This is a genomic window from Salmonella sp. 2020_1459 (assembly GCF_043847915.1).
Lineage (GTDB): Bacteria > Pseudomonadota > Gammaproteobacteria > Enterobacterales > Enterobacteriaceae > Salmonella > Salmonella enterica.
In genome coordinates, this window is record NZ_JBCMFA010000002.1 from 537,210 (window position 1) to 563,462 (window position 26,253).

A 26,253-nucleotide genomic window follows, 5' to 3' on the forward strand; every position below is an offset into this window, starting at 1 on the left:
TTGTACTTTGAACCTTTCGATTCTGAAAAATTGCGCACGATACGTCTCAATTGTACACATTCAGTCTGCGATAGCACCAACAACCTGTAATACTTCTTTTCGCGCCCGATCGGGATTCTCACTGTCAAGCCAGCGCACCCCTTCCCAACCGCGCAACCAGGTCATCTGGCGCTTCGCCAACTGTCTCGTGGCGCAAACACCTCTATAAACCATTTCATCATATGAGATTTCGCCCTCAATGTATGACCACATCTGGCGGTATCCCACACAACGGATGGAAGGCAAGTCCGTATGCAAATCTCCTCGGGCAAAAAGCGCCCGGACTTCTGCTTCAAAACCTGAAGCCAACATCTGATGAAAACGCAGTTCAATGCGCTGATGGAGCAGTTCACGGCTCGCCGGGGCGATAGCGAACTGATGCACCTGGTACGGTAGCGCGTCTCCTGACGTTTGCGTTAGCTCCGTTAAAGTTTTACCCGAAATGAAAAAAACTTCCAGTGCCCGGGAAAGTCTTTGCGGATCATTTGGATGAATTCGCGCGGCGGCAACCGGATCTATCTCCTGAAGTTGCTGATGCAACGCCTCCCATCCAAGCTCCGCTGCTTGCTGCTCTATCCGGGATCTGACTTCCGGATCTGCTGAAGGCAGCGGCGATAACCCTTCCAGCAATGCCTTAAAATACAGCATGGTACCGCCCACTAACAGCGGGATACGCCCCGCAGCGGTGATCTCCGCCATTTGCTCTAACGCGTCGCGGCGAAAATCCGCCGCCGAATACGCCTGCGACGGGTCGCGTATATCCAGCAGTCGATGCGGCGCCGCTTTCAGCTCATCGGCATTCGGCTTAGCCGTGCCAATATCCATTCCCCGATAAATGAGGGCGGAATCAACGCTTATCAACTCTACTGGCAAAACTTTACGCAGTTCTATCGCCAGCGCCGTTTTGCCGGAGGCCGTCGGCCCCATCAAAAATATCGCCTTAGGCAGGCTCGCCTTGCTTACATCATTCATGCTTCAGGGCGTTCATCGCCGAATGTAAATCAACAGGTTGTAACAGGCCACCCGGCGGCGCTTTTACCAGCTGCGGACATAGCCGCTCAACATCCGCCAGCAGCGATATGGCCTGCGCCATCGACCACTGCGGATGTTCGCTCTGCACATTACGCGCTATCCATTGTGCAATATTGACCGTTGCAAATGTGGTCTGTTGCGCCAGGTAGCCTATCAGTTCAGGAATCAAGATTTGTAAATTTTGTTGTCGTAAGGGTAAAGGCACCGCCCGAATGGTCACATGCTGCGCATCTGACTGAAATTCAATACCCAATTCTCCCAACAAAGATTGGGCTTTTTGCAGCGCGGCTTTTTCATCGGCGCTCACTTTTAAACGCAGCGGAATCAGCAACGGCTGCGCGCAAACCGGACTTTGACCCGGTGTAAGCTGCGCCTGACGCAGCCAACGCTCCGCAACCGGCAGCGACAAGAGCTGGATAGTCCCCGCGTGTTCCAGCAACGCGCAGTCACCGCCGACTATCGTCAGTACGCGACCGAAACTCTGGCTATGTCCGTCAAGCGCAGGCGCAACCGGCTCCGGCGCGGGGCTCGTCGCCGGCGTCTGTAAAAGCGCGCGATAAACCTCGCTCTGCTGCTTCTGATACCCTGGCTGCGCGTGCGGCCAACCACCTGCGGACTGACGCCCGCCGTTGCCGCCCGATGCGCCGCCGGAATAACGCGGTGTCGCGGGCTCGCGCGCCGCAGTTGGCTCGGCGGGTACAGCAAAATGGTTGCGCCCCGCGGCGATACGGTTTTCCGGGACATGCCGCGGCGCTGGCGCAATGTCCTCCAGCGGCAGCGTCGTTTCCGTCTGCTGTTGCAGAACGCTCAGCACCCCTTGATAGATGAAGTCGTGCACCAGCCGGGATTGATGAAAACGCACTTCGTGCTTGGCGGGATGAACATTGACATCCACCTGATGCGGGTCAATCTCCAGATACAGCACAAACGCAGGCTGTTGGTCCGCGCCCAGTTTATCTTCACAGGCCTGGCGAATGGCATGGTTGATCAAGCGGTCGCGCATCATGCGGCCATTCACATAGCAGTACTGGATCTCCGTTAACGCCGTGGTGGTGTGATTCGGATCGGCGACCCAGCCGCGCAGGGTCAGATCGCCATGCTGCCACTCGATCGCCAGTGCCTGTTCGAGAAACGGCGTGCCGCAGATGGCGCCTAACCGGCGCTCTTTTTGCCCGTCCTTTGCGACAGCGCGATACTGCCGTACCAATTTGCCGTTGTGCGACAGGTTAAGCGTGACGTCAAAACGGGCCAATGCAATACGACGGATGATCTCATCGATGTGATTAAATTCCGTTTTTTCGGTACGCATGAATTTGCGCCGGGCGGGCGTATTATAAAAGAGATCCAGAACTTCCAGGGTGGTGCCGACCGGGTGCGCGGCGGGTTTTACCGTCACGTCCATGTCGCGCCCTTCCGCATACGCCTGCCAGGCTTCCGCCTGCTCCGCCGTGCGCGACGTTAGCGTCAAACGCGAGACCGAACTGATACTGGCCAGCGCTTCGCCGCGAAATCCCAGACTGATAATCGCTTCCAGATCGTCAAGCGAGGCGATTTTACTGGTGGCATGACGGGCCAGCGCCAGCGCCAGCTCCTCTTTTTTAATGCCGCAGCCATTGTCGCGAATACGAATAAGCTTCGCGCCGCCACGCTCGATGTCGATATCAACGCGGGTGGCGCCTGCATCCAGACTATTCTCTACCAGCTCTTTAACAACCGACGCAGGGCGTTCCACCACTTCGCCAGCGGCGATTTGGTTCGCAAGCTGCGGCGGCAGAACCTGAATCGGCATGAAATCTCCTTAATTCGCAGCAGTTATGGCGCCAGGCTGGTTGGTACTGGCCGTCTGGCCTGGGCTGCCCTGCGGCGCAGACTGGATCGGATGCGCTGCAAAGTACTTACGCAACCCCCGGTATATAGCGTCAGCAATCTGCTGCTGATAGCGGTCGCTCGCCAGCAATCGCTCTTCGCCGTGATTACTGATAAAACCCGTCTCCACCAAAATGGACGGGATATCCGGCGAACGCAGCACGCCCAGGCTCGCGTGTTCCGGGCGACGTTTATGCAGCGACCCCACGCCGTCGAGTTGGCTTAGTACGTTCGTCGCCACATCATACCCTACCCGCTGCGAATGACCGAATTGCAAATCCAGTACCGCCTGGCTCAGGTAAGGGTCTGACTGACTGTTCGCCAGCACATCGCCAGCGCCGCCTAACAGTTCGGATTGCTTCTCATGCTGCTCAAGCCAGTTTGCCATTTCGCTGTTCGCGCGACGATTAGACAATACCCAGACGGAGGCGCCGGTGGCGTCGCGATTTGGCGCGGCATCCGCATGAATAGAGACAAGGAAGTTGGCGTTTTGCTTACGCGCCACGTCAGACCGCCCCATCACCGAAATAAAATAGTCGCCGTCACGCGTCAGCACGCCTTTAAACATCGGATCGTTATTCAGCAATGTGCGTAACTTACGCGCGATGGCGATGGTGACATTTTTCTCGCGCGTACCGCCCGGGCCTATCGCGCCGGGGTCCTGGCCTCCATGTCCGGCATCAATAGCAATCACCACTTTATCGCCAGCGCCTGCCGACGCGCGCGCCGCAGGCCGCGTAACGGTATTGCTGCTGGTTACGCCGGTCAGGCGATCATCAGAAGATTTAAACGGATTACGGGCCGGCTCCGTCGGGCGAGGCGCGCTTTCAACCCGTTTCGCGACGACAGGCGGCGGTGGCTGCGGAACATCGGCATTAATGGTGAAAATGACCGTATAGTTGCCGCCGTTTTGCCGCTTCACCGCCTCGGTTTTACCATTTTCCGTCAGATCGACAAGCAACCGTAAAGATTGCGCATCTTTCGGCGTTCCGGCACGGATCGTTTTTACCAGATTGTTACCGCTAAACTGAAGCGGCAGCCCCTGAATCACGCCGGTCTGCCTGATATCCAGCGCCACGGTACGTTTACCGTCCTGTGAGTAAGCATATTCCGGCTCGCCGATAAAACTCAGCGTAATGCGCGCCTGCTGCTCGCCGTTGGACACCTGAATATCAGAGAGACTGGCGGCGCCCGCCTGCGCGCACAGCAGGATTAAGGCTGCTATTACGGCATTTTTGATGCGATAAATCATCCCGCCACCTTTATAGCTAATCGGCTAAACGCGCCAGTAACGAATGACCCGATGAGGATACCGCGCTTACGCGAGCCTCACGCCCCTGCGCCTGGTAATCAATATGGATTTCGACGTCCGGGTCGGGGAGAACGCCTTTACCTTGTTGCGGCCACTCCACCAGACAAATGGCGTCGTTGGCGAAATAATCGCGAATGCCCATAAACTCCAGCTCCTCCGGGTCCGCAAGACGGTATAAGTCGAAGTGATATACCATCATGTTATCAAGCGCATAAGGCTCTACCAGCGTATAGGTGGGGCTTTTTACATTACCGTTATGGCCTAACGCCTGTAAAAATCCCCGGCTAAACGTCGTTTTACCGGCACCTAAATCGCCATACAGATAAATAACGGTCGCGCCATCGCAGGCGTTGGCTACCCGTTGCCCCAGGCCTAGCGTCGCCTGTTCGTCAGGTAGCGGAATTACTCGATTCATCATGGTTTACGTCAATCACATCAGGGTTAACAATACGCCGCAGCGTAGTAAAAAGATCGGTCGCCAACATGCCGCGAGCGCCATAACGCGCTGCCAGTAAGTCCGCCGCCGCGCCGTGAGCCACACATCCCACACATGCCGCATCATACGGGGTAAACTTCTGTCCGAGCAATGCGCCGATGATGCCGGACAGGACATCGCCCATCCCGCCGCTCGCCATCCCTGCATTACCAGCGTCAATGATAGCCAGAGGGTGGTGTTCAGCGGCGATAATCGTTCCTGCGCCTTTTAACACGACCACGCCTCCATACCGTTTTACCAGACGCTGTGCTGAAAGTAAGCGATCACTTTCAATTTCTGCCACAGAACATCCTAACAGGCGGGCCGCCTCTCCCGGATGCGGCGTAATCACGCGATTGTGACGTTTATCAGGATTGATTGCCAGTAGGTTCAACGCATCCGCATCCCACAGCATAGGTTTACGGACGTTTTCTACTTTCTGTAAGGCTTTTTTGCCCCATTCCTGCTGTCCAAGCCCCGGGCCGATCACCACAACGTCAGCCCAGGTCAGGCTCTCTTCCAGCGACTGAGGCGTGAGTTCATGTACCATCAGTTCCGGGCGGGCCGTCAGCAACGGCGCGATGTTTTCACCGCGGGTCAGTACTCTGACCAAGCCAGCTCCCGTACGCAGCGCCGCCTCGCCAGCCATCCGAATTGCGCCCGCTGTTCCCTGGTCGCCTCCAATAATCGCCAGACGACCATGATCGCCCTTATGCGAGGTCGGTCGACGCGGCGTTAGCCATTGCCCCAACTGCGTCGCGTCAAAACGCCGGAGCGGCGGCGTCTGGCTCGCCAGCCAGCCTTCCAGTCCCAACGCGTCATAATGCAATATGCCGGTAACGTCACGCGCTTTGCCGGTCAGCAGGCCTGGTTTCAGGGCGATAAACGTGACCGTATGCGCGGCGCTTATCACCGCGCCAGGCGTGGCGCCCGTTTGCGCCAGCAGACCTGACGGGATATCGACGGCGACAACCGGCGCAGGATGAGCGTTCGCCTGTTCAATCAGACCGGCTACCGGGTCGCGCGGCGCCTGGGCTATGCCGGTGCCAAGCAGCGCGTCGATAATCAGATCCGTCGCTTCCGGCCAGATAATATCGGCAGCATGGATAATGCCGCCAGCATTCAGCCAGGCATCGCGCGCCTGCGCCGCTTCTTCAGGCAACGGTTTGTCGCTCTCCTGCGCCAGCAACGTTACGCTAATGCCCGCCGCTTGCGCTAGTCGCGCCACAACGTAACCATCGCCGCCGTTGTTGCCATGACCACACAACACCAGCCAGTGTCGGGTGTCAGGATAACTGTCACGGGCTACCCGAAATGCCGCGTCGCCAGCGCGCAGCATCAATTCATAGAGTGTGAGTCCGAAGGCATCCGCCGCATCGCGTTCCAGCCGTTTGATGTCATCGGCGGGCCAAATGGAGTGTGGTATACTTACAGGGTTTTTCTTCATGTTATGGTCCATCATGTCAAAGCCCCTCGATCTCAATCAGTTAGCGCAAAATATTAAGCAGTGGGGGCTGGAGCTGGGCTTTCAGCAGGTCGGTATTACTGATACCGATCTGCGCGCATCCGAACCTGCGCTGCAGGCGTGGCTGGACAAACAATACCACGGCGAGATGGCATGGATGGCGCGCCACGGTATGATGCGCGCCCGGCCTCATGAACTCTTACCCGGTACGCTACGTGTCATCAGCGTGCGCATGAACTATTTGCCCGCCAACGCCGCGTTTGCCAGTACGTTGAAGGATCCCACGCTGGGCTACGTTAGCCGATATGCGCTGGGGCGTGATTATCACAAGCTGTTACGCAGCCGCCTTAAAAAACTGGGCGAGCAGATCCAGCAGTACTGCGGTTCGCTGAATTTTAGACCGTTTGTCGACTCTGCGCCTATTCTTGAACGCCCATTAGCGGAAAAAGCCGGACTTGGCTGGACGGGTAAGCACTCACTTATCCTTAATCGGGAGGCGGGCTCATTCTTTTTCCTGGGGGAATTGCTGATTGATTTACCGCTGCCGGTCGACCAGCCGGTCGAGGAAGGTTGCGGCAAATGCGTCGCCTGTATGACCATTTGCCCGACCGGGGCGATTGTCGAACCGTATACGGTGGACGCGCGGCGCTGTATTTCTTATCTCACCATTGAGCTGGAAGGCGCTATTCCGGAAGCATTTCGCCCACTGATAGGTAACCGTATTTACGGCTGCGATGACTGCCAGCTTATCTGTCCGTGGAATCGTTACTCTCAGTTGACCGACGAAGCAGATTTTAGCCCACGCAAGGCGCTGCATAATCCAGATTTGCTTGAGTTGTTTAGCTGGAGCGAAGCGCAGTTTCTGAAAGTCACTGAAGGTTCTGCGATTCGGCGCATTGGTCATTTACGCTGGCTGCGCAATGTTGCCGTCGCGCTGGGGAATGCGCCGTGGAATAATGCCGTCATTACGGCGCTGGAAAGCCGCAAGGGTGAGCATCCACTTCTTGATGAGCATATCGAATGGGCGATTGCGCAACAAATTGAAAAGCGGAACGCCTGCATCATTGAAGTGCAGCTACCGAAAAAACAGCGTCTGGTCAGGGTGATTGAAAAAGGGCTGGTGCGCGATGCGTGAATTATTCACAGGCTGTGTATAAAAATAAAAACACATTGCGATTCAAGAGGGAAAAAAGGAACAGACAATAACGCTAACGTTTTGAAATCTTATTTTTTCTATATTTTTCAGTAAATTATAGAAATTCTACGCGTCAGGTATAATTTTTTGCATTCCAGGAGTAATGGGCCGCCCTGTGGATAAGTCTGTTTACAAGGATCTGACGAAAGCGGAACAAAACGTGCCCCAACGCGATATTCGTTGTGGATAATTTTACTGTAGATAAGAATTGGAGCGGGAAACGAGACTCGAACTCGCGACCCCGACCTTGGCAAGGTCGTGCTCTACCAACTGAGCTATTCCCGCATAATCTTCGTCTTTCGAACCGCTACTGCGTTGGCTGCCTTCACTCGCCTGAGTCACTTACTTCAGTAAGCTCCTGAGAACTCATTCAGTTGCCGCCTTGTCGCAATTCGAAATCCTGCGATTGGTGGTCTGTGCTTAACAAGCACTTTCAAATTTTGGAGCGGGAAACGAGACTCGAACTCGCGACCCCGACCTTGGCAAGGTCGTGCTCTACCAACTGAGCTATTCCCGCATAATCTTCGTCTTTCGAACCGCTACTGCGTTGGCTGCCTTCACTCGCCTCAGTCACTTACTTCAGTAAGCTCCTGAGGACTCATTCAGTTGCCGCCTTGTCGCAATTCGAAATCCTGCGATTGGTGGTCTGTACTTAACAAGTACTTTCAAATTTTGGAGCGGGAAACGAGACTCGAACTCGCGACCCCGACCTTGGCAAGGTCGTGCTCTACCAACTGAGCTATTCCCGCAAATTTGTTGCTGTCGTAATTCGCATTTCTGCGTCGTTACGGGAGGCGCATTATACGAGAAATCCATTTAGCTGCAAGCCCCTGAACGCATTTTTTCGCGATTTTTGTTTGAATGCTGATTAAATCACCAAACAAGACAAAAAACGAGCAAAGCGTGCGCTATGCAACAAAAAACTTTTCACGCCACGCCTAAAGGCACAGAATCAGAATAGCACCCTGCGCCAAAAAAAGAATAGCACGGTGACCACAACATCCAATTGATATCAGGGATCAAGATGAAAAAAAAACTTATTGTCATGCTGTTAGCCAGCCTCTCCGTTCACGCCGCTTCCGTTTCCGCCAGAACATTACATTTTGGCACCTCCGCCACCTATGCGCCCTATGAGTTTGTCGATGCCGATAATAAAATTGTTGGTTTCGATATTGATGTCGCCAACGCGGTCTGCAAAGAGATGCAAGCGGAGTGCTCATTCACTAACCAGAGCTTTGATAGTCTGATCCCCAGCCTACGCTTCAAAAAGTTTGATGCGGTGATCGCCGGTATGGATATGACGCCCAAACGTGAGCAGCAGGTCTCCTTTAGCCAACCCTATTACGAAGGTCTATCGGCGGTAGTCGTCACGCGTAAAGGGGCTTATCACACTTTTGCCGATCTGAAAGGCAAAAAAGTCGGTCTGGAAAACGGTACAACGCATCAGCGCTATTTGCAGGATAAACAACAAGCCATCACGCCTGTCGCCTATGACAGCTATCTAAACGCCTTTACCGATCTGAAAAACAACCGTCTTGAGGGCGTGTTTGGCGATGTCGCCGCGATTGGTAAGTGGCTAAAAAACAATCCGGATTACGCCATCATGGATGAACGCGCCAGCGATCCTGACTACTACGGAAAAGGGTTAGGCATTGCGGTACGCAAAGGCAACGACGCGCTATTGCAAGAAATTAATGCCGCGCTCGACAAGGTGAAAGCATCGCCGGAATATGCACAAATGCAGGAGAAATGGTTTACGCAGTAATTCAATGGCGGGAGAGCTGCCGGATGAGACGCTCTGGCGTTGCCATCCGGCATGTTACGCCTCACAGCTTAATGAAATGCTCGCGGTAGTAAGCCAGCTCCGCCACCGACTCGCGAATATCATCCATCGCCTGGTGCGTGCCCTGCTTGGTAAAGCCGGCCAGAATCTCCGGCTTCCAGCGGCGCGCCAGTTCCTTGAGCGTACTGACATCCAGATAGCGATAGTGGAAGTAGGCCTCCAGTTCCGGCATATATTTAAACAGAAAACGACGATCCTGACCGATGCTGTTACCGCAAATCGGCGACTTACCCGCAGGCACCCACGTTTTCAGAAATTCAATCGTCGCCAGTTCAGCGTCTCGTTCGCCCATCGTACTTGCCTTAACGCGATCCACCAGACCGCTGCCGGTATGGGTGCGCACGTTCCAGTCATCCATTAACGCCAGTTGCGCATCGGATTGATGTACCGCAATCGTCGGCCCTTCCGCCAGAATGTTCAGGCTGGCATCCGTCACCAGCGTGGCTATCTCAATAATGCGATCGCGCTCGGGGTCCAGACCTGTCATCTCCAGATCGATCCAAATCAGGTTGTTTTCATCGGCACTCATGCTATTTTCCCCCCTTCAGAGGTCACATTCACTGTGACTATATTCATCTACAATTGCGTGTATCATAGATGTTTTGCCCACTATGGGCGACCAGGAGCCAGTACGATTGAGCAAAAATAAACTCTCCAAAGGCCAGCAGCGCCGTGTGAACGCCAATCACCAGCGTCGTTTAAAAACGTCCGCGGAGAAAGCCGACTACGATGACAACCTGTTTGGCGAGCCTGCAGAAGGTATCGTCATTAGCCGTTTTGGTATGCATGCCGATGTGGAGTCTGCTGACGGCGAGGTTCACCGTTGCAATATCCGCCGCACTATCCGTTCGCTGGTGACGGGCGATCGCGTCGTCTGGCGTCCGGGCAAAGCCGCCGCAGAGGGCGTCAACGTAAAAGGCATCGTTGAAGCGGTGCATGAGCGCACCTCGGTATTGACGCGCCCGGACTTCTACGACGGCGTGAAGCCTATTGCCGCCAACATTGACCAAATCGTTATCGTCTCCGCGATTTTGCCGGAGCTGTCGCTGAATATCATCGATCGCTATCTGGTCGGCTGTGAAACCCTACAGGTTGAGCCGCTTATCGTACTCAATAAAATTGATCTGCTGGACGACGAAGGTATGGACTTCGTTAATGAGCAGATGGATATCTACCGCAATATCGGCTATCGCGTGCTGATGGTCTCCAGCCATACGCAGGATGGTCTGAAACCGCTGGAAGAGGCGTTAACCGGTCGCATCAGTATTTTTGCCGGGCAGTCCGGTGTCGGAAAATCCAGTCTGCTAAACGCTCTACTCGGCTTACAGAACGAGATTCTGACGAACGATGTATCGAATGTCTCCGGTCTGGGTCAACATACCACTACCGCTGCTCGTCTGTATCATTTCCCGCATGGCGGCGATGTCATTGATTCCCCCGGCGTGCGCGAGTTCGGCTTATGGCATCTGGAGCCGGAACAAATCACCCAGGGCTTTGTCGAATTTCATGACTATTTGGGACATTGCAAATACCGGGACTGCAAGCATGACGCCGATCCAGGCTGCGCCATTCGCGAAGCGGTAGAGAACGGCGCTATTGCGGAAACCCGTTTCGAAAATTATCACCGAATTCTTGAAAGTATGGCGCAGGTAAAAACGCGTAAAAACTTTTCTGATACGGACGACTGACAGATACGCTAGGCGTCGTTAGAATCGTCCCCTTTTTTCAGGATACCGGTATAACTGCCGGTTCAGGAACAACAATGGCCTGGAGGCTACCTTGTTAAACTCATTTAAACTTTCGCTACAATACATTCTGCCGAAACTATGGCTCACTCGCCTGGCGGGCTGGGGCGCAAGCAAACGAGCAGGATGGCTGACAAAACTGGTTATCGATCTCTTCGTAAAGTATTACAAAGTCGATATGACCGAGGCGCAAAAACCGGATACCGCCAGCTATCGTACGTTCAATGATTTCTTTGTTCGTCCGCTGCGTGATGACGTGCGTCCGCTCAATACCGATCCTAACATCCTGGTGATGCCTGCTGACGGCGTGATAAGCCAGTTGGGTCGTATCGAAGAAGAGAAAATTTTGCAGGCCAAAGGCCATAATTACAGCCTTGAAGCGTTGCTGGCGGGTAACTACCTGATGGCGGATAAGTTCCGCAACGGCACGTTTGTGACCACTTACCTCTCCCCTCGCGACTACCATCGCGTGCACATGCCATGCAACGGCATCCTGCGTGAAATGATCTACGTACCGGGCGATCTGTTCTCCGTTAACCATCTGACCGCGCAAAACGTCCCCAACCTGTTTGCCCGCAACGAGCGCGTTATCTGTCTGTTTGATACCGAGTTCGGTCCTATGGCGCAGATTCTGGTCGGCGCAACAATTGTCGGCAGTATCGAAACCGTCTGGGCGGGGACCATTACCCCGCCGCGCGAAGGCATCATCAAGCGCTGGACCTGGCCAGAAGGCGAACATGAAGGGTCTGTCGCCTTGTTGAAAGGCCAGGAGATGGGACGCTTTAAACTGGGTTCCACGGTTATCAACTTATTTGCGCCGGGGAAAGTGAATCTGATCGCGTCGCTGGCAAGCCTGTCCGTTACCAAAATTGGCCAACCGCTGGCGACGTCGACCGAAACATTCGTCGCGCCGGAGGTGGAACCTGCTCCGCTGCCGGCAGAAGAAATTAAAGCTGAACACGACGCCAGCCCGCTGGTTGACAATAAAAAAGACGACACCTAATCAAGAGAGAATGCTGACGTGCGCCTGATTATCGCTTTTCTGATGGCCTGGTGCCTCAGCACGGGGGCGTTCGCCGCAACGGCCCCCGACGCCAAACAAATCACGCAGGAACTGGAGCAGGCAAAAGCGGCGAAGCCCGCTCAGCCGGAAGCCGTTGAGGCGCTCCAGACTGCGTTAAACGCGCTTGAAGAGCGAAAAGGCTCGCTTGAGCGCGCGAAACAATATCAACACGTTATTGATAATTTCCCTAAGCTATCCGCCACCTTGCGCGCCCAGTTGAATAATCTGCGCGATGAACCTCGCAGCGTACCGCCAGAGATGTCCACCGAAGCGTTAAATCAGGAGATCTTGCAGGTTAGCAGCCAGCTACTGGATAAAACCCGCGAGGCGCAACAGGAACAGGAGCGCGTCAGGGAGATCGCCGACTCGCTCAGCCAGCTTCCCCAACAGCAAAACGACGCCCGTCGCCAGCTTAATGAGATTGAGCGACGGCTCGGCGCCGCAGGCGGAAGTGCCGCGCTTAGCCAGGCGCAAAGTCTCAGTATGCAGGCGGAGTCCGCCAAACTAAAAGCGTTAGTCGACGAACTGGAGTTGGCGCAACTGTCCGCCAACAACCGGCAGGAACTGGCTCGTCTGCGTTCCGAGCTGGCGGAAAAACAGAGCCAGCAATTGGATGCGTATCTTCAGGCGCTGCGCAATCAGCTCAACAGCCTGCGCCAACGTGAAGCGGAACGCGCGCTGGAAAGCACTGAGCTGCTGGCGGAAAACAGCGCCGGTTTGCCGGAAGGCATCGTCGAACAATTTAAAGTCAACCGCGAGCTGTCACAGGCACTCAATCAACAAGCGCAGCGGATGGATCTGGTCGCTTCGCAGCAGCGACAGGCCACCAGCCAAACGTTACAGGTGCGTCAGGCGCTCAATACGCTGCGGGAGCAGTCGCAATGGCTTGGCGTGTCCAACATGCTTGGCGAAGCGCTGCGCGCGCAGGTCGCCCGTCTGCCAGAGATGCCTAAACCGCAGCAGCTTGATACGGAAATGGCGCAGCTACGCGTTCACCGTATGCGCTATGAAGAATTACTCAATAAACAGCCGCAGCTACGGCAAATACGTCAGGCCAATGGACAGCCGCTGACCGCCGAGCAAAACCAGATTCTTGACGCCCAGCTTCGCACTCAGCGCGAGCTGCTCAACTCGTTGTTACAGGGCGGCGATACGCTGATCCTGGAGCTGACCAAACTGAAAGTCTCCAACAGCCAACTGGAGGATGCGCTTAAAGAGGTTAATGAAGCGACCCACCGTTATCTGTTCTGGACCGCTGACGTTAGCCCGCTATCGCTCTCCTGGCCTGTTGATTTGGTTCAGGATTTACGCCGGCTTATCTCATTAGATACGTTTAATCAGTTAGGTAAAGCCAGCATCATGATGCTGACCAGCAAAGAGACGCTACTGCCGTTATTCGGCGCGCTGGCGCTGGTCGGGTTTAGCCTCTATTCACGTCAACACTTCAACCGGTTCCTTGAGCGCTCGGCCTCGCGCGTCGGGAAAGTCACCCAGGATCACTTCTCGCTGACGCTGCGAACGGTGTTCTGGTCAATTCTGGTCGCCTCGCCGCTGCCCGTCTTATGGGCGACGCTCGGCTATGGTCTACAGGAAGCCTGGCCGTATCCGCTGGCCGTCGCCATCGGCGATGGCGTGACGGCGACAGTACCGCTGTTGTGGGTAGTCATGATTTGCGCCGCTTTTGCCCGCCCTAATGGCCTGTTTGTGGCGCATTTCGGCTGGCCGCGAAACCGGGTAGCGAAAGCGATGCGCTACTACCTGATGAGCATTGGGCTGATCGTGCCGCTCATTATGGCAGTGATCATGTTTGATAATCTTAACGATCGGGAGTTTTCCGGCTCGTTGGGCCGCCTTTGCTTCATCCTGATATGCGGCGCGCTGGCGCTGGTCACGCTGAGTCTGAAAAAAGCGGGCATCCCGCTCTATCTTGATAAAGAAGGCAACGGCGACAACATGGTCAACAGCCTGCTGTGGAATATGCTGATGGGCGCGCCGCTTATCGCGATTCTGGCGGCGGCGGTAGGTTATCTGGCCACGGCGCAGGCGCTACTGGCGAGACTGGAAACCTCGGTCGCCATCTGGTTCCTGTTGCTGGTCATCTATCACGTCATTCGCCGCTGGATGCTGATCCAACGACGCCGACTGGCTTTTGACCGCGCCAAACATCGTCGGGCGGAAATGCTGGCGCAGCGCGCGCGCGGCGAAGAAGAACCGGCGCACTCCTCCAGCCTGGAAGGCGCGGTCGACATCGATGAAAGTGAAATCGATCTTGACGCTATTAGCGCTCAGTCGCTGCGTCTGGTCCGCTCAATTCTGATGCTTATCGCCCTGCTATCGGTAATTGTACTGTGGTCGGAAATCCACTCGGCATTCGGCTTCCTGGAGAATATTTCGCTGTGGGATGTCACCTCTACGGTGCAAGGCGTGGAAAGCCTGGAGCCAATTACTCTGGGGGCGGTGCTCATTGCGATTCTGGTCTTTATCATCACCACGCAGTTGGTGCGTAATCTGCCTGCGCTGCTGGAACTGGCGTTATTACAGCATCTCGATTTAACGCCTGGTACCGGTTACGCCATCACGACCATCACCAAATATCTGTTAATGCTGATTGGCGGACTGGTCGGTTTCTCGATGATCGGCATTGAGTGGTCGAAGCTACAATGGCTGGTTGCCGCGCTCGGCGTTGGGCTTGGTTTTGGCCTGCAAGAAATTTTCGCTAACTTTATCTCCGGCCTGATTATTTTGTTTGAAAAGCCGATTCGTATCGGCGATACGGTGACCATTCGCGATCTCACCGGCAGCGTGACCAAAATCAATACCCGCGCCACCACCATCAGCGACTGGGATCGTAAAGAGATTATCGTGCCGAATAAAGCCTTTATCACCGAACAGTTTATCAACTGGTCGCTGTCTGACTCCGTTACGCGCGTGGTGTTAACCATCCCGGCGCCAGCGGATGCCAATAGCGAAGAGGTGACGCAAATTCTGCTGACGGCGGCGCAGCGCTGTTCTTTGGTGCTGGACAACCCGCCGCCTGAAATCTTTCTGGTGGATCTCCAGCAGGGTATTCAAATTTTTGAACTGCGTATCTATGCCGCGGAAATGGGACACCGTATGCCATTACGCCATGAGATCCACCAATTGATTCTGGCTGGCTTCCGCGAGCACGGTATTGATATGCCGTTCCCGCCGTTCCAGATGCGTCTGGAGAGCCTCGGCGGTAAACAAACGGGGAGAACGTTAACGTCAGCGGGTAAAACCAGCCGCCCGGCGGGGAGTTTGTAGCGCATGATCCAGGCAAGAAATGCCGGATGCGACCCGTCGGGTCTTATCCGGCCTACGGGCCGGCAATTAACCTGTAGGCCCGATAAGCTTGCGCCATCGGGCATTTCATCGCAGCTCACAGATATTTTCGGACTTATTATGCGTCCAGATCGGCAACAGGCAGGTTAATTTCGCTATAGCGCATTCGGAATAAATCGCCGTAACCCACCAGTTCTCCGCGAAATACGAGGCATCTTATAACATACGCGCAATAAATATCCGACACATGTTTCCACTTATCCTCATCGCGATCCCTTAACGTGCCAATAGTCATTCCTACTACCATCGCAACCTTTCGACGTGCAACATGAACGGAAGAAAGAATAACCTTTTCTATTTCAAGGATATCTTCCGGAGTAAAATTGAGTGCCCTAACCTCATCTTCCGTGATAATCGGGTCTCTCGAACTATCATTCATCACGTTCTCCATCGGGCAATAAACGCCGGATGCGACCCGTGGGGTCTTATCCGGCATACGGCCTTTACTCCGCCGCCCACTCCGGATCGGCGCTCATGCGGCTGCTGTAATTCTGATAAATCGCCATCGCCAGCAGCGAGAAGAAGATCGGGCCGCCGATCATCCACAAGGCGCTGTCCCAGTCCCCAGCTTCAATCACCGGCTGGATGATGGTAAAGACGTTGGCAAACGTCACCACCAGCACCACAACACCCGTCGCGACCAGGGTAGAGGCTTTGGTTTTAAAGAGAACAAATGGCCGCTCCAGATCCTGACGCGCTTTAAAGAAGGGAAATGCCAGCGCAAGGAACAGGTATGGCAAGGTCATTGAGACGTTCGCCATCAGCGTGAGTTTGTTATAAAACGCCGATGCGGTGTCACCGCCAAAAGAGACCAGCAAAATAAACAGACTCACCAGCACGCACTGTAGCCACATAGCGGTCGCCGGCATACCATTAGCGTTCAGTGTTGTCATCGGCGCGGGCCACAACGCTTTTGGCGTCCCCTGAATAATGGCTTTCAGCGGTGAATAGCTCAACGTAAAAAACGCGCCGGTATAAGCCAGAAACATAGAAAGGCCGGTGATACGCGCAAACCAGACGCCCACCGTCATCGCTGCGTCCGGAGAAAGGTTTAACGCGTTACCTAATGTCGTGCCTAAACTCGACATCAAAATGTAGGTAATATTCCCTAAGTTAACGGCGCTATTACTTAATATCTGTTGCCAGTTAGTGCTGACGCCCCATAAAAAGATCGCCAAAGAATAACCAATTGAAATCACAATGGCCGCGAAGACAATGCCTTTCGCAAAATTCTTTTCCGGTTTTTCGGTTTTATCCACCAGTCCGCCGACAGCCTCAATACCGCCGTAAGCAAAAATAGCAAATACCACAAATGACAACATTGCCAGGCCGGAGTGATAACCCGGATTCGGTGACGAGGTAAAATTAATTTCTTGTGCAAAATGCCCACCATTTAATAACAAAATAGCGACACTCACTAACAATAAAACTAAATTAAGACACATTACGGCAATACCTCCGACCGCCGTAATTCGCGCAATTTTATTGATCCCTCTGGCGGCGACACACGTCACCAGAATCATCCAGCCAACGGCGAGCAGCCCGACAACCTGCGTAGGCTCAAGCCCCGCAATACGCCAGTGCTGCGTCATATCGGCACCAAAAACAAAAGTAGAAAACGGTACCCAAATTTTTGCCGCCGTACTTACCATCCATATGACATACGATGAAAACCACATAAACGTGCCAATAAACGCGTAACGTGGCCCCACGCTATTATTCATCCACGAATAGATCCCGCCCTCTTCTTTGCGATAAGCGGAACCCATTTCAGCCATCATTAAGGCGAATGGAATAAAAAACAGCAAGGCAGAAAATATATACCACGGGATTGTGCTATACCCCATTAAATAAAACGCCGACGGGCTATTCGCAAAACCAAAAACAGAAGTAAAAATCATCAGGATAAGCCCAATAAGGCTCATCTTTTTTATCGTGTGGGTCATTCAACCATCCCTTACTCTCGAGCGCGTTTGCCAGACGCCGCTCACCGATTGACGCCGCCTTCTTTTTTACAAAGGTCAGCGATAAAAAAATCAACACAGGATTGATACCTAAATGGCATCAAAGTTCCAGCCTTATGTTGTGGCAAATAGAGGATAATTGAAAAAATATGCTACAAAATGGCGCTTATTGCGCCATTTTATCTCGCGAAAGAGTGAATTTCAGATTTACGCCCGATCGACCGTAAAAGCAATCACGTCCGCCAGGCTTTCTGCTCCCAGCGCCAGCATCACCAGACGATCAACACCCAGCGCCACGCCGGAACAATCCGGTAGACCGGCGGCCAGCGCATCCAGTAGATTTTGGTCAATCGGCTGCTGCGGCAGACCGCGCGCGGCGCGCTTACGATTGTCCTGTTCAAAGCGCTGTTGTTGCTCACGTGCGTCCGTCAGTTCGTGGAAACCATTCGCCAGCTCAATACCTTTGTAGTACACCTCAAAGCGCTCGGCGACGCGATGATCCTCGGTACTGATTTGTGCCAGCGATGCCTGACTTGCCGGAAAGTGATAAATAAAGGTCGGCTTTTCTTTACCTATATGCGGCTCAACCCCCATCGTGAACAACAGTTGAAGCAACGTATCACGGTCTTCTTCCGTATCGGCGATATTGCTTAAATCAAGCTTTGCCGCCGCCTCACGCAGTTGCGTTTTATCTGCTGATAACGGGTCAATCTCCAGATGGCGCTGAAACGCCTGTTGATAGGAGAGACTTTCCGCAGGTTGACAATCCAGCACTTGCTGAAGCAAATCATCCACTTCATTCATCAGGCGATACATATCGTAATGCGGGCGATACCACTCCAGCATGGTGAATTCCGGATTATGATGTCGTCCCATCTCTTCATTACGGAAACTGCGGCATAGCTGGAAAACCGGACCGCACCCTGCCGCCAGCAGGCGTTTCATATGGTATTCCGGACTGGTCATTAAATAGAGGTTGATCCCCTGGGAATGGCCAGGTCCGACGAAACGCGTTTCGAACGGGAACAGATGAATGTCTGTGACCGTCGCCTGACTCATGCAGGGCGTCTCAACCTCAAGCACTCCACGATCGGCAAAGAAACGACGGATTTCCGCCATAATCGCCGCACGTTTTAATAAATTGGGGATGGACGCGCTCGGCTGCCAGGTTGCCGTTTCGCTCATGATTCTTTCTCCAGTTTAAGACAAGGTCACGAAGTCTACTCGCAACGCGCGGGCGAAACAAATTTTGCGCAGGCGTATCGGGCGCCTTCTGGAGGGTAAAAAAAGTGATTTCAGATGGTTTAGTAATTAAATTAATCAAAATCAATGATAATTCATCCCTCTGATACGCTAAAAAAATCGAACACGTCAAATTTCCCTCACATCCCTGAGACTATACTGTTGTACCCATAAAGGAGCAGTGGAAACGCATTCATACTTCGCAGAACCCAGAGGCTTTATCTGGCTGCGCGAGGGTGAAATTACAATAATCTGGAGGAATGTCGTGCAAACCTTTCAAGCCGATCTTGCCATTATAGGCGCCGGTGGCGCGGGATTACGTGCTGCAATTGCTGCCGCACAGGCGAATCCCAATGCTAAAATCGCACTGATCTCAAAAGTGTACCCGATGCGCAGCCACACCGTCGCTGCCGAAGGGGGTTCAGCCGCTGTCGCCCAGGATCATGACAGCTTTGACTACCATTTTCACGATACGGTAGCAGGCGGAGACTGGCTGTGTGAGCAGGATGTCGTGGATTACTTTGTCCACCATTGTCCCACTGAGATGACGCAGCTGGAGCAATGGGGCTGCCCGTGGAGCCGCCGTCCGGACGGTAGCGTTAACGTGCGTCGCTTCGGTGGTATGAAAATCGAGCGTACCTGGTTCGCCGCGGATAAAACCGGCTTCCATATGCTGCATACTCTGTTCCAGACTTCCCTGCAGTTCCCACAAATCCAGCGCTTTGACGAACATTTTGTGCTGGATATTCTGGTTGATGACAACCATGCGCGCGGCCTGGTGGCAATGAACATGATGGAAGGCACGCTGGTGCAAATCCGCGCCAACGCCGTGGTCATGGCGACAGGCGGCGCAGGCCGCGTATACCGCTATAACACCAACGGCGGCATCGTCACCGGCGACGGGATGGGCATGGCGCTGAGCCACGGCGTTCCGCTGCGTGATATGGAATTCGTTCAGTATCACCCGACCGGCCTGCCAGGTTCCGGTATCCTGATGACTGAAGGTTGCCGCGGCGAAGGCGGTATTCTGGTCAATAAAAATGGCTACCGTTATCTGCAAGACTACGGCATGGGCCCCGAAACGCCGTTGGGCGAGCCGAAAAACAAATATATGGAACTGGGGCCGCGCGACAAAGTATCCCAGGCTTTCTGGCACGAATGGCGTAAAGGCAACACCATCTCCACGCCGCGCGGCGATGTGGTTCACCTCGACCTGCGTCATCTCGGCGAGAAGAAACTGCATGAACGTCTGCCGTTCATTTGCGAACTGGCGAAAGCCTATGTCGGCGTCGATCCGGTTAAAGAACCGATTCCAGTACGTCCGACCGCGCACTACACCATGGGCGGCATTGAAACCGACCAGAACTGTGAAAGCCGTGTCAAAGGGCTGTTTGCCGTTGGCGAATGCTCCTCTGTTGGCCTGCATGGCGCGAACCGCCTCGGTTCCAACTCACTGGCGGAACTGGTGGTGTTTGGTCGTCTGGCTGGCGAACAAGCAATGGAACGCGCTGCTACGGCAGGCGCCGCAAATAGCGCCGCGCTCGACGCCCAGGTTGCCGATATTGAACAACGTCTGAAAAATCTGGTGAACCAGGAAGGCAACGAAAACTGGTCGAAGATCCGCGATGAGATGGGTCTGTCTATGGAAGAAGGTTGCGGTATTTACCGTACCCCGGAACTGATGCAGAAAACCGTTGATAAACTGGCCGAGCTTCAGGAACGTTTCAAGCGCGTACGTATCTCCGATACTTCCAGCGTGTTCAACACTGACCTGCTGTATACCATCGAACTGGGTCATGGTCTGAACGTGGCGGAATGTATGGCGCACTCTGCGCTGGCGCGTAAAGAGTCCCGCGGCGCGCATCAGCGTCTGGATGAAGGCTGTACCGAGCGCGACGATGTGAACTTCCTCAAGCACACCCTCGCCTTCCGCGATGCTGATGGCACGACCCGTCTGGAATACAGCGACGTGAAAATCACCACCCTGCCGCCAGCCAAACGTGTTTACGGCGGTGAAGCGGAAGCAGCCGATAAGAAGGAGAAGGCGAATGGCTGAGATGAAAAACCTGAAAGTTGAGGTGGTGCGCTATAACCCGGAAACCGATACCGCGCCGCACAGTGCTTTCTATGAAGTTCCTTATGATGAAACAACATCGCTACTGGACGCGTTGGGCTACATCAAAGATAACCTGTCGCCAGACCTGAGCTACCGCTGGTCCTGCCGTATGGCGATCTGCGGCTCCTGCGGCATGATGGTCAACAACGTCCCTAAACTGGCGTGTAAAACCTTCCTGCGCGATTACACCAACGGTATGAAGGTGGAAGCGCTGGCGAACTTCCCGATTGAGCGCGATCTGGTTGTCGATATGACGCACTTTATCGAAAGCCTGGAAGCGATTAAACCGTACATTATTGGCAACTCTCGCACGCCAGATCAGGGGCCGAATGTCCAGACCCCGGCGCAAATGGCGAAGTATCATCAGTTCTCCGGTTGCATCAACTGTGGTCTGTGCTACGCCGCGTGCCCGCAGTTCGGTCTGAATCCTGAGTTTATCGGACCGGCTGCGATTACGCTGGCGCATCGCTATAACGAAGATAGCCGCGATCACGGTAAGAAGGAGCGTATGGCGCAGTTGAACAGTCCGAACGGCGTATGGACCTGTACTTTCGTGGGCTACTGCTCCGAAGTCTGTCCAAAACATGTCGATCCGGCTGCGGCCATTCAGCAGGGTAAAGTGGAAAGCTCGAAAGACTTTCTTATCGCCACCCTGAAACCACGCTAAGGAGTGCAACATGACGACTAAACGCAAACCCTATGTGCGGCCGATGACGTCCACCTGGTGGAAAAAACTGCCGTTTTATCGCTTTTATATGCTGCGCGAAGGCACAGCGGTGCCGGCAGTCTGGTTCAGTATTGAACTGATTTTCGGTCTGTTTGCGCTCAAACACGGCGCGGAATCCTGGATGGGATTCGTCGGCTTTTTACAAAACCCGGTGGTAGTGATCTTAAACCTGATCACCCTGGCGGCCGCGCTGCTGCACACCAAAACCTGGTTTGAACTGGCGCCGAAGGCGGCCAATATCATTGTAAAAGACGAAAAAATGGGGCCAGAGCCAATCATCAAAGGGCTTTGGGTGGTCACTGCGGTAGTCACCGTAGTCATTCTGTATGTTGCCCTGTTCTGGTAAGGAGTCCCGGATGATTAATCCAAACCCAAAACGTTCTGATGAACCCGTATTCTGGGGACTGTTTGGCGCAGGCGGTATGTGGGGCGCGATCATCGCGCCGGTGATCGTGCTACTGGTTGGCATCATGCTGCCGCTGGGGCTATTTCCGGGCGATGCCCTGAGTTTTGAGCGCGTACTGACGTTCGCCCAAAGCTTTATTGGTCGCGTTTTTCTGTTCCTGATGATCGTGCTGCCGCTATGGTGTGGCCTACACCGTATGCACCACGCGATGCATGACCTGAAAATCCACGTGCCCGCGGGCAAATGGGTCTTTTACGGTCTGGCGGCAATCCTGACCGTTGTGACGGCAATTGGCGTTATCACTCTCTAAGTTGCCACGACGCCCTCTTATCTACCCGATAAGAGGGCGTTTTTTCTTTTCCTGCCTCTCATTTTCCCGCCAGGTTCTACACTTAGAAAAAACACTGGAAGGAAAAACGCTATGCGCATTCTGCCCGTCGTTGCTGCAGTTACGGCTGCATTTCTGGTTGTCGCCTGTAGTTCGCCTACTCCGCCTAAAGGCGTTACCGTGGTAAATAACTTTGATGCCAAACGTTACCTCGGCACCTGGTATGAGATCGCACGCCTCGATCATCGATTTGAACGTGGACTGGAACAAGTCACGGCCACCTATAGTCTGCGTGACGATGGCGGGATTAATGTCATCAATAAAGGCTATAACCCGGATCGGGAAATGTGGCAAAAAACAGAAGGCAAAGCGTATTTTACCGGTAGTCCAAACCGCGCCGCGCTCAAGGTCTCTTTTTTCGGCCCGTTCTACGGCGGCTATAACGTGATTGCGCTTGACCGGGAATACCGTCATGCGCTGGTGTGCGGCCCGGATCGCGACTATCTGTGGATACTCTCTCGCACGCCAACGCTTTCTGAGGAAATAAAACAGCAAATGCTGGCCGTCGCGACCCGGGAGGGGTTTGACGTCAATAAATTAATTTGGGTAAAACAATCAGGTTCGTAGCAATATCAGCGACGAATTAATGCGCACTGAGTTTTAGCCCAATGATACCCGCGACGATCAAGCCAAGACTGAGCAAACGCGCCGGTGAGGCAGACTCGCCCAACAGAAGGATACCGGTGATTGCCGCCCCGACGGCGCCGATGCCGGTCCAGATGGCGTACGCCGTTCCAACGGGCAGCGTTTTCATTGCCCAGGAAAGTAACGCCATACTGATAACCATGGCCGTAATGGTGATGATACTGGGGGTCAGACGAGAAAAACCGTGGGTATACTTCAGGCCGACAGCCCATACCACTTCAAGTAAACCAGCGATTAATAGAATGATCCAGGACATAGCAGGCTCCAGATAATTAATGGGGCCGTCCCCGGTGAGAATAGCGTTTACAGGTCGTCCTGTAACGTATACGGATGAAAAGCCATTCTTGCCTGAGAGAAAATGAATTTCAACCTTTTTATTTTTTTCCGTCTAAAGGCGGGAATTGGCCCTTTTAAGCCGCGTAGTTTTCGCATTTAGCGCCCACAGGAGTTCTCTATGATGGAACGCCTTCTGGGAAAGAAAGTGCTTTACTACTTCCGGGTGCAAAAAACTATGTTGAAAATTTTAGTGATAGACCGATGCCACTTTACCCGTACGGGCATGGAGGCCTGGCTTAATCACACTGATGTGCTCAGTTCTTCACTGCTGGTATCCGGGATGAATAACCTTATACTGGCGAAAGAACATATTCTGCAATGGAAGCCCCACCTGGTTATCGCTGATTTATATGGTTTTCTCAACGATGCCTTACCCGAACAGCCTATCAATGCATTTTTTGCCGCCTGCAGGATGACGCCGTTGGTATTATTACAGTCAGGGAATATGCCGTACAGACCGCAATATGCCAGTCATGCGGTGTTATCTAAACACACGCCTTTAAATGAGCTTGCACAACGAATTAAAGGAGCGCTACATACTCATCCACTGCAGGAAGCGCCGGAAAGCGCCACGCCATTGCTCTCTCCGCAGGAGGAAAAAGTGCTCGCGATGTGGACGGAAGGCACCAGCAATAAAGAGATTGCGTATGCGCTTGGCATTCACGGGAAAACGGTTTACACCTATAAGCGTAATATCCGTATGAAACTTCATATGGATAATCGGTATTCTCCCTTTCTTATGCTTCCGGAGAAAATCGATTAACGGTACGACGCCATGCCGTACCGTTGATGATTACTGCTGAGCTCTGGTTGCAGCGCCAGAGATCGCACTACCACCGTCCGAGATGTCCTCGCCCACGCCGCGCGTGGTATTACAAGCAGTTAATACAGTGGAAAGTACCAAAACAGAAAAGATCGCTGCAATTGTCTTTTTAACCATAATGTCTTCCTTTTCTAGCCAATGTTGTTTGTGTATAGCAACTTAATAATAGACAACATCCCAGAAAATGACGGGCGATCGACTAATTTTAGGAAGACGAGAAGCGATTAGCTGGCTGCGCGGGAGATGGCGTGGCCAAGATGCTGAATATCTTCGCCGAAGCCGCGGGCGGTATTACATGCCGTTAATAATGTGCTGGTAAGAAGAACCAGCGCGACAAGGCTGATAAAGCGTTTCATCATTGAGGCGCGAAAAAAAGGATGGCGCAGCATACGCTGCACCATTTTTCCCGATAACGTAAATTATTTTACGCGGGATACGTATTCGCCGGAACGGGTATCGACTTTGATCACTTCGCCAATCTGCACGAACAGCGGAACTTTAACCACTGCGCCAGTAGACAGCGTGGCTGGTTTGCCGCCAGTACCTGCGGTATCGCCCTTCAGACCTGGGTCGGTATCAACAATTTCCAGTTCAACAAAGTTCGGCGGAGTGACAGAGATAGGCTGACCGTTCCACAGGGTTACGATGCATTCCGCCTGATCCAACAGCCATTTTGCGTTGTCGCCGATAGCCTTGGCATCTGCAGACAGCTGCTCGAAGGTTTCGTTGTTCATGAAATGCCAGAACTCACCGTCGTTGTACAGGTAAGTCAGGTTCATATCGACTACATCCGCGCCTTCAGCGGAATCGGTCGATTTGAAGGTTTTCTCAACGCGCGTGCCGGTCAGCAGACGGCGCAGCTTAACGCGGGCAAACGCCTGGCCTTTACCCGGTTTCACGAATTCACTGGATTCAACCGCATAAGGTTCGCCATCCAACATGATTTTAAGACCGGAACGAAAATCGTTGCTATAGTAAGTCGCCATAAGGCCCTCTGAAATTGTTAACTGGTAGCTAAGCCACAAAATGGCGCATATTGTAACCCTAAATACCCCATTGCGAGAAGATTGGTTAGCGCAACTTGCCGATGTTGTGACCAATCCCGACGAACTGCTGCATCTTTTACAGATTGAAGCTGATGAAAACCTCCGGGCAGGACAGGACGCCAGGCGCTTGTTTGCCCTCCGCGTGCCGCGCGCTTTTATTGCGCGCATGGAGAAGGGCAACCCTGACGATCCTCTTTTACGTCAAGTACTGACGTCCCGGGATGAATTTATTGTCGCCCCCGGTTTCTCCACCGACCCGCTGGAAGAGCAACACAGCGTGGTGCCAGGATTATTGCATAAATACCAAAACCGGGCGCTATTGCTGGTAAAAGGCGGATGTGCGGTAAATTGCCGCTACTGTTTCCGTCGTCACTTCCCGTATGCGGAGAATCAAGGCAATAAGCGCAACTGGACAGTCGCGCTGGAGTATATCGCCGCACACCCGGAACTGGATGAGATCATCTTTTCCGGCGGCGATCCGCTGATGGCGAAAGATCATGAGCTGGACTGGCTGCTCACGCAACTGGAAGCCATTAAGCACGTCAAGCGGCTACGCATCCACAGTCGGTTGCCTATCGTCATCCCGGCACGCATTACTGACGAACTGGTCGCCCGCTTTGACCAGTCACGTCTGCAAATTTTGTTGGTGAACCATATCAACCACGCTAATGAAGTGGACGAGGCATTCTGCCTAGCGATGAAGAAACTGCGCCACGTGGGCGTCACGCTTCTCAACCAGAGCGTCCTGCTGCGTGGCGTGAATGATAACGCGCGAACGCTGGCGAATCTGAGCAACGCGCTATTTGACGCCGGCGTGATGCCCTATTACCTGCATGTGCTGGATAAAGTGCAGGGCGCCGCGCATTTTATGGTCACCGATGACGAAGCCCGGCAAATCATGCGCGAACTGCTCACGCTGGTATCCGGCTATATGGTGCCAAGACTGGCGCGTGAAATCGGCGGCGAACCGAGCAAAACACCGCTGGATTTACAGCTTCGGCAGTGCTAATCCTCGCGGGCGCGTCAGGGACGACGAAAAATATTACCGCGCAATATTACGAGGAGACTCCCCCGCGATTCTCCTCACCCTTTGGCGAGGATAAACTAACCTTCGTTAAATACACCTTTCCGGTCCTCTCTTTTCAATAAAGTCCGTTTTAGG

25 protein-coding genes and 3 tRNA genes are annotated in these 26,253 nt (G+C 53.7%); 12 read left to right on the forward strand and 16 right to left on the reverse strand.

Features of this window, described 5'->3' with window-relative positions:
- Positions 1 to 60: 60 nt before the first annotated feature.
- From miaA to nnr, 5 genes are read right to left on the reverse strand one after another with little or no spacing between them, the layout of a single operon-like run.
- Positions 61 to 1,011 carry a tRNA (adenosine(37)-N6)-dimethylallyltransferase MiaA gene (gene miaA / locus ACH0VJ_RS07565; protein WP_001000737.1) on the reverse strand — a complete coding sequence of 317 codons (951 nt, stop codon included), beginning with the start codon at positions 1,009 to 1,011 and terminating at the stop codon, positions 61 to 63.
- Positions 1,004 to 2,860, reverse strand: coding sequence for a DNA mismatch repair endonuclease MutL (gene mutL, locus ACH0VJ_RS07570; RefSeq protein WP_001122542.1), 1,857 nt, complete (start codon positions 2,858 to 2,860; stop codon positions 1,004 to 1,006). The genes miaA and mutL overlap by 8 nt, the downstream gene beginning before the upstream one ends.
- Positions 2,861 to 2,869: 9 nt before the next feature.
- Entirely contained in the window at positions 2,870 to 4,189 is a 1,320-nt protein-coding gene (gene amiB / locus ACH0VJ_RS07575) for an N-acetylmuramoyl-L-alanine amidase AmiB (RefSeq protein WP_000640370.1), read from the reverse strand.
- 16 nt (positions 4,190 to 4,205) lie between these two features.
- Positions 4,206 to 4,667, reverse strand: coding sequence for a tRNA (adenosine(37)-N6)-threonylcarbamoyltransferase complex ATPase subunit type 1 TsaE (gene tsaE, locus ACH0VJ_RS07580; RefSeq protein WP_000981994.1), 462 nt, complete (start codon positions 4,665 to 4,667; stop codon positions 4,206 to 4,208).
- Positions 4,639 to 6,186, reverse strand: coding sequence for a bifunctional ADP-dependent NAD(P)H-hydrate dehydratase/NAD(P)H-hydrate epimerase (gene nnr, locus ACH0VJ_RS07585; protein ID WP_000968675.1), 1,548 nt, complete (start codon positions 6,184 to 6,186; stop codon positions 4,639 to 4,641). The genes tsaE and nnr overlap by 29 nt, the downstream gene beginning before the upstream one ends.
- Here nnr and queG point away from each other — a divergent pair.
- A complete protein-coding gene (gene queG, locus ACH0VJ_RS07590; protein ID WP_023195971.1) occupies positions 6,185 to 7,324 on the forward strand; it encodes a tRNA epoxyqueuosine(34) reductase QueG in 1,140 nt (379 codons plus the stop codon). The genes nnr and queG overlap by 2 nt on opposite strands.
- A 269-nt stretch (positions 7,325 to 7,593) precedes the next feature.
- Here the strand turns inward: queG and ACH0VJ_RS07595 are convergent.
- The 3 genes from ACH0VJ_RS07595 to ACH0VJ_RS07605 form a co-directional block, all read right to left on the reverse strand.
- A tRNA-Gly gene (locus tag ACH0VJ_RS07595) sits at positions 7,594 to 7,669 on the reverse strand.
- A 156-nt stretch (positions 7,670 to 7,825) separates the two neighbouring features.
- Positions 7,826 to 7,901, reverse strand: a tRNA-Gly gene (locus tag ACH0VJ_RS07600).
- 156 nt (positions 7,902 to 8,057) lie between these two features.
- Positions 8,058 to 8,133 (reverse strand) — tRNA-Gly (locus ACH0VJ_RS07605).
- 275 nt (positions 8,134 to 8,408) lie between these two features.
- On the opposite strand from ACH0VJ_RS07605, the gene ACH0VJ_RS07610 reads away from it, so the two are divergent.
- Positions 8,409 to 9,149 carry an arginine ABC transporter substrate-binding protein gene (locus ACH0VJ_RS07610; protein WP_000727897.1) on the forward strand — a complete coding sequence of 247 codons (741 nt, stop codon included), beginning with the start codon at positions 8,409 to 8,411 and terminating at the stop codon, positions 9,147 to 9,149.
- Between the two features lie 61 nt (positions 9,150 to 9,210).
- Here the strand turns inward: ACH0VJ_RS07610 and orn are convergent, their stop codons facing one another.
- Positions 9,211 to 9,756 carry an oligoribonuclease gene (gene orn, locus ACH0VJ_RS07615; protein WP_001271546.1) on the reverse strand — a complete coding sequence of 182 codons (546 nt, stop codon included), beginning with the start codon at positions 9,754 to 9,756 and terminating at the stop codon, positions 9,211 to 9,213.
- Between the two features lie 106 nt (positions 9,757 to 9,862).
- Between orn and rsgA the strand changes: the two genes are divergently transcribed.
- From rsgA to mscM, 3 genes are all read left to right on the forward strand, one after another.
- Positions 9,863 to 10,915 (forward strand): small ribosomal subunit biogenesis GTPase RsgA, encoded by a 1,053-nt coding sequence (rsgA, locus tag ACH0VJ_RS07620; protein WP_000041945.1) that lies wholly within the window; start codon positions 9,863 to 9,865, stop codon positions 10,913 to 10,915.
- Between the two features lie 91 nt (positions 10,916 to 11,006).
- A complete protein-coding gene (asd, locus tag ACH0VJ_RS07625) occupies positions 11,007 to 11,975 on the forward strand; it encodes an archaetidylserine decarboxylase (RefSeq protein WP_000934956.1) in 969 nt (322 codons plus the stop codon).
- An 18-nt stretch (positions 11,976 to 11,993) separates the two neighbouring features.
- Complete coding sequence (gene mscM / locus ACH0VJ_RS07630; protein WP_001236755.1) at positions 11,994 to 15,320, forward strand: miniconductance mechanosensitive channel MscM; 3,327 nt, start codon at positions 11,994 to 11,996, stop codon at positions 15,318 to 15,320.
- A gap of 136 nt (positions 15,321 to 15,456) precedes the next feature.
- On the opposite strand, the gene ACH0VJ_RS07635 is transcribed toward mscM, so the two are convergent.
- From ACH0VJ_RS07635 to epmA, 3 genes are all read right to left on the reverse strand, one after another.
- Positions 15,457 to 15,777, reverse strand: a complete 321-nt coding sequence (locus tag ACH0VJ_RS07635; protein WP_001736544.1) for a hypothetical protein — start codon at positions 15,775 to 15,777, stop codon at positions 15,457 to 15,459.
- A 64-nt stretch (positions 15,778 to 15,841) separates the two neighbouring features.
- The gene (gene yjeM / locus ACH0VJ_RS07640; protein WP_086048309.1) at positions 15,842 to 17,344 is read right to left on the reverse strand and encodes a glutamate/gamma-aminobutyrate family transporter YjeM; all 1,503 of its coding nucleotides are present in this window, start codon (positions 17,342 to 17,344) and stop codon (positions 15,842 to 15,844) included.
- A 225-nt stretch (positions 17,345 to 17,569) separates the two neighbouring features.
- Complete coding sequence (gene epmA / locus ACH0VJ_RS07645; protein WP_000004794.1) at positions 17,570 to 18,547, reverse strand: elongation factor P--(R)-beta-lysine ligase; 978 nt, start codon at positions 18,545 to 18,547, stop codon at positions 17,570 to 17,572.
- A gap of 322 nt (positions 18,548 to 18,869) precedes the next feature.
- On the opposite strand from epmA, the gene frdA reads away from it, so the two are divergent.
- The 5 genes from frdA to ACH0VJ_RS07670 all read left to right on the forward strand — a co-directional run bounded on the left by frdA (position 18,870) and on the right by ACH0VJ_RS07670 (position 22,808).
- Positions 18,870 to 20,660 carry a fumarate reductase (quinol) flavoprotein subunit gene (gene frdA, locus ACH0VJ_RS07650; RefSeq protein ID WP_001192954.1) on the forward strand — a complete coding sequence of 597 codons (1,791 nt, stop codon included), beginning with the start codon at positions 18,870 to 18,872 and terminating at the stop codon, positions 20,658 to 20,660.
- Positions 20,653 to 21,387, forward strand: coding sequence for a fumarate reductase iron-sulfur protein (gene frdB, locus ACH0VJ_RS07655; RefSeq protein ID WP_000829509.1), 735 nt, complete (start codon positions 20,653 to 20,655; stop codon positions 21,385 to 21,387). The genes frdA and frdB overlap by 8 nt, the downstream gene beginning before the upstream one ends.
- A 10-nt stretch (positions 21,388 to 21,397) precedes the next feature.
- Positions 21,398 to 21,793: a fumarate reductase subunit FrdC gene (gene frdC, locus ACH0VJ_RS07660; RefSeq protein WP_000208749.1), complete on the forward strand. Its 396-nt coding sequence runs from the start codon at positions 21,398 to 21,400 to the stop codon at positions 21,791 to 21,793.
- Positions 21,794 to 21,803: 10 nt separating this feature from the next.
- Positions 21,804 to 22,163, forward strand: a complete 360-nt coding sequence (gene frdD / locus ACH0VJ_RS07665; protein WP_000609650.1) for a fumarate reductase subunit FrdD — start codon at positions 21,804 to 21,806, stop codon at positions 22,161 to 22,163.
- Between the two features lie 111 nt (positions 22,164 to 22,274).
- A complete protein-coding gene (locus ACH0VJ_RS07670; protein ID WP_001221669.1) occupies positions 22,275 to 22,808 on the forward strand; it encodes a lipocalin family protein in 534 nt (177 codons plus the stop codon).
- Positions 22,809 to 22,824: 16 nt separating this feature from the next.
- Here ACH0VJ_RS07670 and sugE read toward each other — a convergent pair whose 3' ends face one another.
- The gene (gene sugE, locus ACH0VJ_RS07675; protein ID WP_000118469.1) at positions 22,825 to 23,142 is read right to left on the reverse strand and encodes a quaternary ammonium compound efflux SMR transporter SugE; all 318 of its coding nucleotides are present in this window, start codon (positions 23,140 to 23,142) and stop codon (positions 22,825 to 22,827) included.
- Between the two features lie 255 nt (positions 23,143 to 23,397).
- Here sugE and ACH0VJ_RS07680 point away from each other — a divergent pair, with 255 nt between their 5' ends.
- The gene (locus ACH0VJ_RS07680; RefSeq protein ID WP_023196597.1) at positions 23,398 to 23,985 is read left to right on the forward strand and encodes a helix-turn-helix transcriptional regulator; all 588 of its coding nucleotides are present in this window, start codon (positions 23,398 to 23,400) and stop codon (positions 23,983 to 23,985) included.
- Between the two features lie 30 nt (positions 23,986 to 24,015).
- Here the strand turns inward: ACH0VJ_RS07680 and ecnB are convergent, their stop codons facing one another.
- The 3 genes from ecnB to efp all read right to left on the reverse strand — a co-directional run bounded on the left by ecnB (position 24,016) and on the right by efp (position 25,031).
- Positions 24,016 to 24,162 carry a lipoprotein toxin entericidin B gene (gene ecnB, locus ACH0VJ_RS07685; protein ID WP_000239598.1) on the reverse strand — a complete coding sequence of 49 codons (147 nt, stop codon included), beginning with the start codon at positions 24,160 to 24,162 and terminating at the stop codon, positions 24,016 to 24,018.
- A gap of 107 nt (positions 24,163 to 24,269) precedes the next feature.
- Positions 24,270 to 24,404, reverse strand: a complete 135-nt coding sequence (locus tag ACH0VJ_RS07690; RefSeq protein ID WP_001595192.1) for an entericidin A/B family lipoprotein — start codon at positions 24,402 to 24,404, stop codon at positions 24,270 to 24,272.
- Between the two features lie 60 nt (positions 24,405 to 24,464).
- Positions 24,465 to 25,031 carry an elongation factor P gene (gene efp, locus ACH0VJ_RS07695; RefSeq protein WP_000257282.1) on the reverse strand — a complete coding sequence of 189 codons (567 nt, stop codon included), beginning with the start codon at positions 25,029 to 25,031 and terminating at the stop codon, positions 24,465 to 24,467.
- A gap of 40 nt (positions 25,032 to 25,071) precedes the next feature.
- Here efp and epmB point away from each other — a divergent pair, with 40 nt between their 5' ends.
- Entirely contained in the window at positions 25,072 to 26,100 is a 1,029-nt protein-coding gene (gene epmB / locus ACH0VJ_RS07700; protein WP_000940482.1) for an EF-P beta-lysylation protein EpmB, read from the forward strand.
- Positions 26,101 to 26,253 lie beyond the last annotated feature (153 nt).